This window comes from Oribacterium sp. P9 (assembly GCF_046365365.1).
Lineage (GTDB): Bacteria > Bacillota > Clostridia > Lachnospirales > Lachnospiraceae > Oribacterium.
Genome location: NZ_JBKEIS010000032.1, coordinates 1 through 6,796 on the forward strand (window position 1 = coordinate 1; position 6,796 = coordinate 6,796).

At 52.6% G+C, this 6,796-nt stretch carries 5 protein-coding genes and 4 tRNA genes; all 9 read left to right on the forward strand.

Annotated elements, in window-relative coordinates:
• The first annotated feature begins 173 nt into the window (after positions 1–173).
• The 9 genes from ACK8P7_RS10685 (at position 174) to ACK8P7_RS10725 (ending at position 6,426) form a co-directional block, all read left to right on the forward strand.
• A tRNA-Asp gene (locus tag ACK8P7_RS10685) sits at positions 174–247 on the forward strand.
• Between the two features lie 38 nt (positions 248–285).
• Positions 286–367: transfer RNA gene (locus ACK8P7_RS10690), tRNA-Tyr, on the forward strand.
• A 40-nt stretch (positions 368–407) separates the two neighbouring features.
• Positions 408–480: transfer RNA gene (locus tag ACK8P7_RS10695), tRNA-Val, on the forward strand.
• Positions 481–503: 23 nt separating this feature from the next.
• Positions 504–577: transfer RNA gene (locus ACK8P7_RS10700), tRNA-Met, on the forward strand.
• A 218-nt stretch (positions 578–795) separates the two neighbouring features.
• Positions 796–2,403 (forward strand): DNA polymerase III subunit gamma/tau, encoded by a 1,608-nt coding sequence (gene dnaX / locus ACK8P7_RS10705; RefSeq protein WP_410044186.1) that lies wholly within the window; start codon positions 796–798, stop codon positions 2,401–2,403.
• Between the two features lie 17 nt (positions 2,404–2,420).
• Positions 2,421–2,756, forward strand: coding sequence for a YbaB/EbfC family nucleoid-associated protein (locus tag ACK8P7_RS10710; RefSeq protein WP_410044187.1), 336 nt, complete (start codon positions 2,421–2,423; stop codon positions 2,754–2,756).
• Positions 2,756–3,352, forward strand: coding sequence for a recombination mediator RecR (gene recR, locus ACK8P7_RS10715; RefSeq protein ID WP_410044188.1), 597 nt, complete (start codon positions 2,756–2,758; stop codon positions 3,350–3,352). Before ACK8P7_RS10710 ends, recR begins: the two co-directional genes overlap by 1 nt.
• Positions 3,353–3,376: 24 nt before the next feature.
• Complete coding sequence (locus ACK8P7_RS10720; protein WP_410044189.1) at positions 3,377–5,491, forward strand: tetratricopeptide repeat protein; 2,115 nt, start codon at positions 3,377–3,379, stop codon at positions 5,489–5,491.
• A 251-nt stretch (positions 5,492–5,742) separates the two neighbouring features.
• On the forward strand, positions 5,743–6,426 hold the full coding sequence (locus ACK8P7_RS10725; protein ID WP_410044190.1) for a CvpA family protein: 684 nt from the start codon (positions 5,743–5,745) through the stop codon (positions 6,424–6,426).
• Positions 6,427–6,796 lie beyond the last annotated feature (370 nt).

The window sequence follows — 6,796 nt, forward strand, 5'->3', positions numbered from 1 at the left end:
TAATAGGTCGAGGGCTTATCCAATGTGCGCAAGACGAGTGAAGCGTGAAGGTTTACTTCCACAATCACGAGTATGCGGCATCTACGACAGTAGATGTGCTGGTAGGTTTGATGTTGACAATCTAAAAATAATTTGCTATATTTTTCAGGTGTACAGTTTTCAAGGCACGATATGGCCCGGTGGCTCAGTCGGTTAGAGCGCCGCCCTGTCACGGCGGAGGTCGTCGGTTCGATTCCGTCCCGGGTCGTTTGTAAATCTTCTGATTTACATCACAATTTCATATTTGGATGGGTTCCCGAGTGGCCAAAGGGGGCAGACTGTAAATCTGTTGTCACTGACTTCGGTGGTTCGAATCCACCCCCATCCATTTGAAGCCTTTAAGGTTTCACTGTTGTTTTCAGCAGAATGGGGTCTTAGCTCAGCTGGGAGAGCATCTGCCTTACAAGCAGAGGGTCACAGGTTCGAGCCCTGTAGGCCCCATTATTCTATTGAAAACCTATTATCGCGGGATGGAGCAGTCTGGTAGCTCGTCGGGCTCATAACCCGAAGGTCGTTGGTTCAAATCCTTCTCCCGCAACTCTGACACAGAAGATCATCCGTATGGATGGTCTTTTTGTTTTAATTGAAAATCTCCACCTGGCCTTGTATAATCTTCATTAGTTTACATTGCCGTACCAGGCTTATCGCTGCTTTATGCAGCTGAAACCGCATTTCATAGGCGCTTCCCATCGACTGTACATACATCGATCGACGGATAAGCGGATGGATGCATATAAGAACAAAAGAGGTTTTTCATTGAGTTATACTGCACTGTACAGGCGATGGAGATCCCGGACCTTCGATGAGATCAAGGGCCAGGATGCCATCACTGCGTCATTCAAAAATCAAATCATGACCGGGCGGATCGGGCATGCCTATCTTTTCTGCGGTACCCGTGGAACTGGTAAGACCTCCGTCGCGAAGATCCTCGCACGTGCAGTGAACTGCGAGCATCCGATCGATGGAAACCCGTGCAACGAGTGTCCGAGCTGTCAGGCGATCCTCAGCGAGTCAAGCATGAACGTCGTAGAGATGGATGCAGCCTCCAACAACGGTGTCGATGACATCCGTCAGATCCGGGATAAGATCCAGTATCCACCGGTCGATGGTAAGTATAAGGTCTATATCATCGATGAGGTACATATGCTCAGCCAGTCGGCCTTCAATGCGTTTCTGAAGACGCTGGAGGAGCCGCCATCCTATGTCATCTTCATCCTCGCGACGACCGAGCCGAATAAGATTCCGATCACGATTCTCTCACGTTGCCAGCGCTATGATTTCAAGCGCATCACGACGGATACGATCGCTGCGAGACTGCGTGAAATTTCGGATGCAGAGAATATCCAGGTTTCCGATGAAGCGCTGCACTATATCGCACGTTCCGGGGATGGTTCCATGCGAGACGCCGTTTCCCTGCTCGACCAGTGCTCCGCCTTCCAGTTTGACCGCCGGATCGAGTATGAGGATGCGCTGAGCATCCTGGGCGCGGTGGATACCGCCGTGTTCTCAGATCTCGTGCGCGCGCTTTCGAAGAAGGATGTGAAGAACGGACTCCAGCTCGTCGCCGAGGTCATCGATCAGGGCCGTGAGCTCAGCCAGTTCGTCTCGGATTTCGTCATGTATGCACGAAATATGCTGCTCGCCTCCACAGTGGATGACCTCTCGGGTCTGGTGGATATGTCGAGCGAGAATCTGAAGCGCCTGAAGGAAGATGCTTCACTTCTCTCGACGGTCGAGCTCATGCGCTATATACGCATGCTGAGTGATCTCAGTAATCAGCTCCGCTATGCGACACAGAAGCGGATCCTGATTGAAACGAGCTTCATGAAGCTCGCATACCCGGAGACAGATGCAAGTGCGGAGGGGATGAATGCCCGCCTCGCGGAGATCCAGCGTACGCTTCGGAACCTCCCGGCCGGTACCCCGCTTCCAGCAACTGCAGCGAGCGCCAATGCAGGCGACCAGAACAACGTCGCTCCGCAGCCGGCATTGGCCTCCACACCGAAGAAGGTGACGCTCCCGCGCGCGCAGTATGAGGATCTCCAGCTCCTGAAAAAAGAGTGGAGAAGCATCTGTGCGGCCATCACCATCCCGGTACTTTCGGCAGCGCTCCTGCGGGATGAAAGCTATGTGCGACCGGATCGCGATCGATCCGGCATGACGATCGTGACGAGAAGCCGGGCGACGGCCCATCTCCTCGAGCAGGAGGCGAGCATCCCTGAGATTCGTCGGATCGTCGCAGAGAAGTACCATAAGGATATTCGCTTCTCGACGGTACTCTCGGAAGAGAATGAGGCAGCAACGGTTTATGTGACCGATGAGGATCTTTCGAAGATCCATATGCAAGTAGAAACAGAAGGATAAAAGAAAAGGAGTTTTTTATGGCGAAGCATGGTGGATTCCCGGGTGGTATGCCGGGTATGAATATGAACAACATTATGAAGCAGTATCAGCGTATGCAGCGTAAGCTCGAGGAGACCCAGGAAGAGCTTGCAAAGAAGGAGTACACAGGCCAGGCCGGTGGTGGCGCAGTGAAGGCGACCGTCACAGGTGCGAAGGTACTCACGAAGCTCGAGCTGGACAAGGACGCTGTGGATCCGGAGGATGTAGAGACCCTCGAGGATATGATCGTCGCCGCTGTAAACCAGGCACTGGAGAGCGCTGACGAGGATTCGCAGAGCCAGATGGGTAAGCTGACCGGAGGACTCGGTCTCTGATGGAATACTTTTCGAAGGATATTTCGAGACTCGTGAGTGAGCTGTCCCGGCTTCCTGGTGTCGGACAGAAGAGTGCACAGCGCCTGGCCTTTCACATCATCCATGCGCCGAAGGAGCAGGCGACCGAGCTTGCAGAAGCCATCGTAAATGCGAGAAACAACGTACACTACTGCAAGATCTGCTGTACGATCACCGATCAGGAGATCTGTCCGATCTGTGCATCCGAGGAGCGTGACCACAGGCAGATCATGGTTGTGGAAAACAGCCGTGATATGTCCGCCTATGAGCGCACAGGTAAGTACAAGGGCGTATACCATGTACTTCACGGTGCCATCTCGCCGATGCTGGGTATCGGTCCGGACGACATCCGTCTCAAGGAGCTGATGGCCCGCCTGCAGGGAGATGTAGAGGAAGTCATCATCGCCACCAATTCTTCACTCGAGGGAGAAACCACGGCGACCTATATCACGAAGCTGATTAAGCCGCTCAACATCAAGGTGTCCAGAATCGCCTCCGGCGTACCGGTGGGTGGTGATATCGAAAATATCGATGAGGTTACATTACTTCGTGCACTGGACGGAAGAATAACGCTATAATAGGATCCTAAGGAGAAAAACCAAATGGATAAGTACGAGTTTAATATCAAAGCAGAGCAGATGCGCAAGATGGCAGAGCAGGGAGACTATAAGACCGCGATGCAGATCGCCGATACGATCGACTGGCGTCGCGTTCGAAATGCAAATCTTCTTTCCTACGTCGCGGATATCTATGAGCATAACAGTGAATATGAAGAAGCAAAGGACATCCTTCTGCTGGCGTTTGAGCGTGCCCCGGTCGGCAAACGCTTTCTGTACAAGCTGGCTGAAATATCCGTCAAGGCAGGCGATCTCCAGGATGCGCAGGAATTTTATCACGAGTTCTGTGAGATGAGCCCGGACGATTCCAGACAGTTTCTCCTCCGCTATCTGATTCTGAAGGCGAAGGGGGCCAGCGCTGAGCAGCTCATCGCACCGCTCGAGGAGTATACCTCTCTGGAAGTGGACGAGGAGTGGCTCTATACCCTCGCGAAGCTTTACAGTGAAGCAGGCTGCGAGGATGCGTGCGTCCGCACCTGTGATAAAATCATGCTTCTCTTCGGTCTCGGACAGTATGTGGATAAGGCCATGGAGCTGAAGCTTCAGTATCGCTCCCTTTCGAAGGAGCAGATGGACCTCGTGGAAAACCGCAGCAAGTATGAGGAGAAGCTCCGCAAGGTATCCGAGGAGTATGCTGATACCGATGGAAATCTCGTGGAAGCACAGAGTCCGGTCGTAAAGGCAGAAGTTGATGCCGAGCTCGCAGCTGAAACACAGTCTGAAGGCACGACAGATACGATCACCACGCCGTTATCCGAGGATGTGCAGCCGTCGTCCGAGGAAAGTGCGACCATCTATCAGAAGAGCGCGGAAGCCAATGCAGGCGACCAGCCTGCATATACCACAGCCGCTGATTCGATGGCCGCCGCTACGACTGTTTCAACGGCCGCTGTAACGGATCCGATCGTGGCGTCTTCTACCTCAGCGCAGGGTGCTACACAGACATCCAATCATGATATGCAGTGTGCAGCCGCTGATGCGGTGGAAGCCATCCAGAGTGCAGTTCATAAAATTCCACGGAAGGAAGAAGAACTCCACAACTACCATATGATCATCGAGGCGAAGACCCGTGCGGATGGACTGAAGATCGCCATCGACGAAATCAAGTACTTCCATGATCTCTATGGATTTAATTTCAAGGTTGCGAAGACAGATGCCACGAGACTGAACGAGCGTGGCTTCGCGGCATTCGTGCCAAAAATCGCAGGGAAGGACCTGATCGTCGAGAATGCTGGTGCGCTGACCTATGATGTCGTCGATGAAATCAGCGATTATATCGATACACTCACAGACTCGAGCTCTGTTGTGCTCGTGGATGTCATGGACCACTTCGATCGCATGGCAGAGGATCGTCCGCTCTTCATCAAGAAGTTCGATCTCGTATCGGACATCGAGGAAGAGGAGGATGAACTCGTCGAGGATGTGGATCTCGAGGCACCGGTACAGGCAGACGCTGCCGTGGAAAACGAGGAGACGGCAGCTTCAATGACGGTGCAGAAGCCGTCTTCGGCGGCTTCCTTCAGTGAAGACCGCACACCGGTCCCTCTGCACGGAACAGAGAATAGGGGTGCAGAAGTGGATGCACCGGATAAATATGTGGATACCTCAGCAGTTCCCGTGGCGGCAGCAGCCTCCACTGTGGACAGTGCATACGCTGAATCGCAGAAAAACCAGGTGGATTCCGCAGCAGATGCTGTGGATTACCCGGCAGAGACAGCGGACGCGGATGGGGACGATGAGGAAGCATTGACCGAAGAAGGGGCAGATGCAGCCGGAAACGCAGCGGCACAGGAGGAGCCGCTTCCGGGAGATTACTACCAGGAGATGAGCGTCGAGGACTTCGCGAATTATGCACAGCAGTATGCGCGTGAAATCGACTGTGTGCTCGTCGGAAAGACCGTGCTGGCGCTCTATGAGCGTATCGAGATGATGCAGGAGGATGGTGTCGAGCTTACAAAGGAAAGTGCGGAAGAGCTGATCGAGGAAGCGGCAGATAAGGCGGAGGCCCCGAGCCTCGGAAAGAAGCTGACCGGCATGTTCCATCCGAAGTATGATAAGGAGAACCGGCTGATTCTTCGTGAAGACAATTTTATCGGCTGATGCAGCATACAGCGCGCCCCTTCTTCCACGAGGGGCGCCTTTTCTTTACTGTTCAGTCGTAGCTCAGTGGACGGCAGACGGAAGCACAGTACTTATGAGGCCGGTGAAATCTAAGCCAGGAACTCCAGGCGGCCTGATTTCACACGTCCTCTTTGTATGGTTTCCGGCTGCTGTCCGCTGGGCTACGCCTTGACTTAACTATGTCTGAACAGCTGTAAGGATTTTAAATAGAATACATCAGAAGGGCGATGATGCAGCAGGAAGAAGCGATGACGGAATTAATAACAATTGTAATGAATGGATGGGTGCAGATCGGCGTGGCGGCATTTATGGTCGCGATGTTTCTCTATGGCTACCGTAAAGGGCTCGTGCGCATGTCGGTGAATATCGTATCGATCGTTGTTTCACTGATTGCGACGCGCATGCTTCTTCCGACGGTACAGACCTGGATCGACCAGAATCCTGTGCTGCGGGAGCTGGTGGCACAGCGCGTGGAAAAGATCGCATTCGGAGAAGGGTCGGCAGCAGGCGCGGAAAGCGCAGCAAGCGAGAGTGTTGACCTTTTTTATCAGCTTCTGGGACTGGATAAGCTGACAGATTATATCGCAGATCGGATCACCGGCATGCTTGTGAGTGTGATCACCTTCATACTTCTTCTTATCGTCGTGACGCTGCTCGTGAAGCTTGCGTTTGCGATCCTTCAGCGTGTAGCGGAACTTCCGGTTCTGAACTTCATGAATCGGACACTGGGGGCCGTACTCGGTCTCGTGGAGTCCATCGTCTATGTATGGATCTTTCTGATCGTCATCAGTTTCCTGCCGGAAAATCCGCTGACCCTGCATATCGCGATGCAGTTTAACGATCCGACGACCTGGCTCTTCTATCTGAAGGAGGCGAATATCTTCGTCCATATCTTCGAGGCATGCGCCAGCTGAGTACCAGTTTAATTTAACTAAGTAGAGTCCCGGAGGGGCGTCAACGGAGGCACAGTACTCCGAGACCGGCTTGATTTCACACGGTCTCTGCGTATGGCCTCCGTTGCCGCCCCTCCCCGCCTAACTGTTACCTGAAGTGTAAAAAAAAATAAAAGAATTTCAGATTGGTGCTTGACAGCGCACGTCATGTTTGTTAAAGTATGTCAAGTCACCGCGAGGGAAACGAATTTACAGATTCTTTTCAAGCGAATGACAAAAAGAAATTTTAAAAAGTGCTTGACAAAAGCGAAACGGTTTGCTAATATATACAAGCTGTCGCGAGACGAGAGCACAACGAACCTTGAAAATCAAAGATCGATTAATACACAGA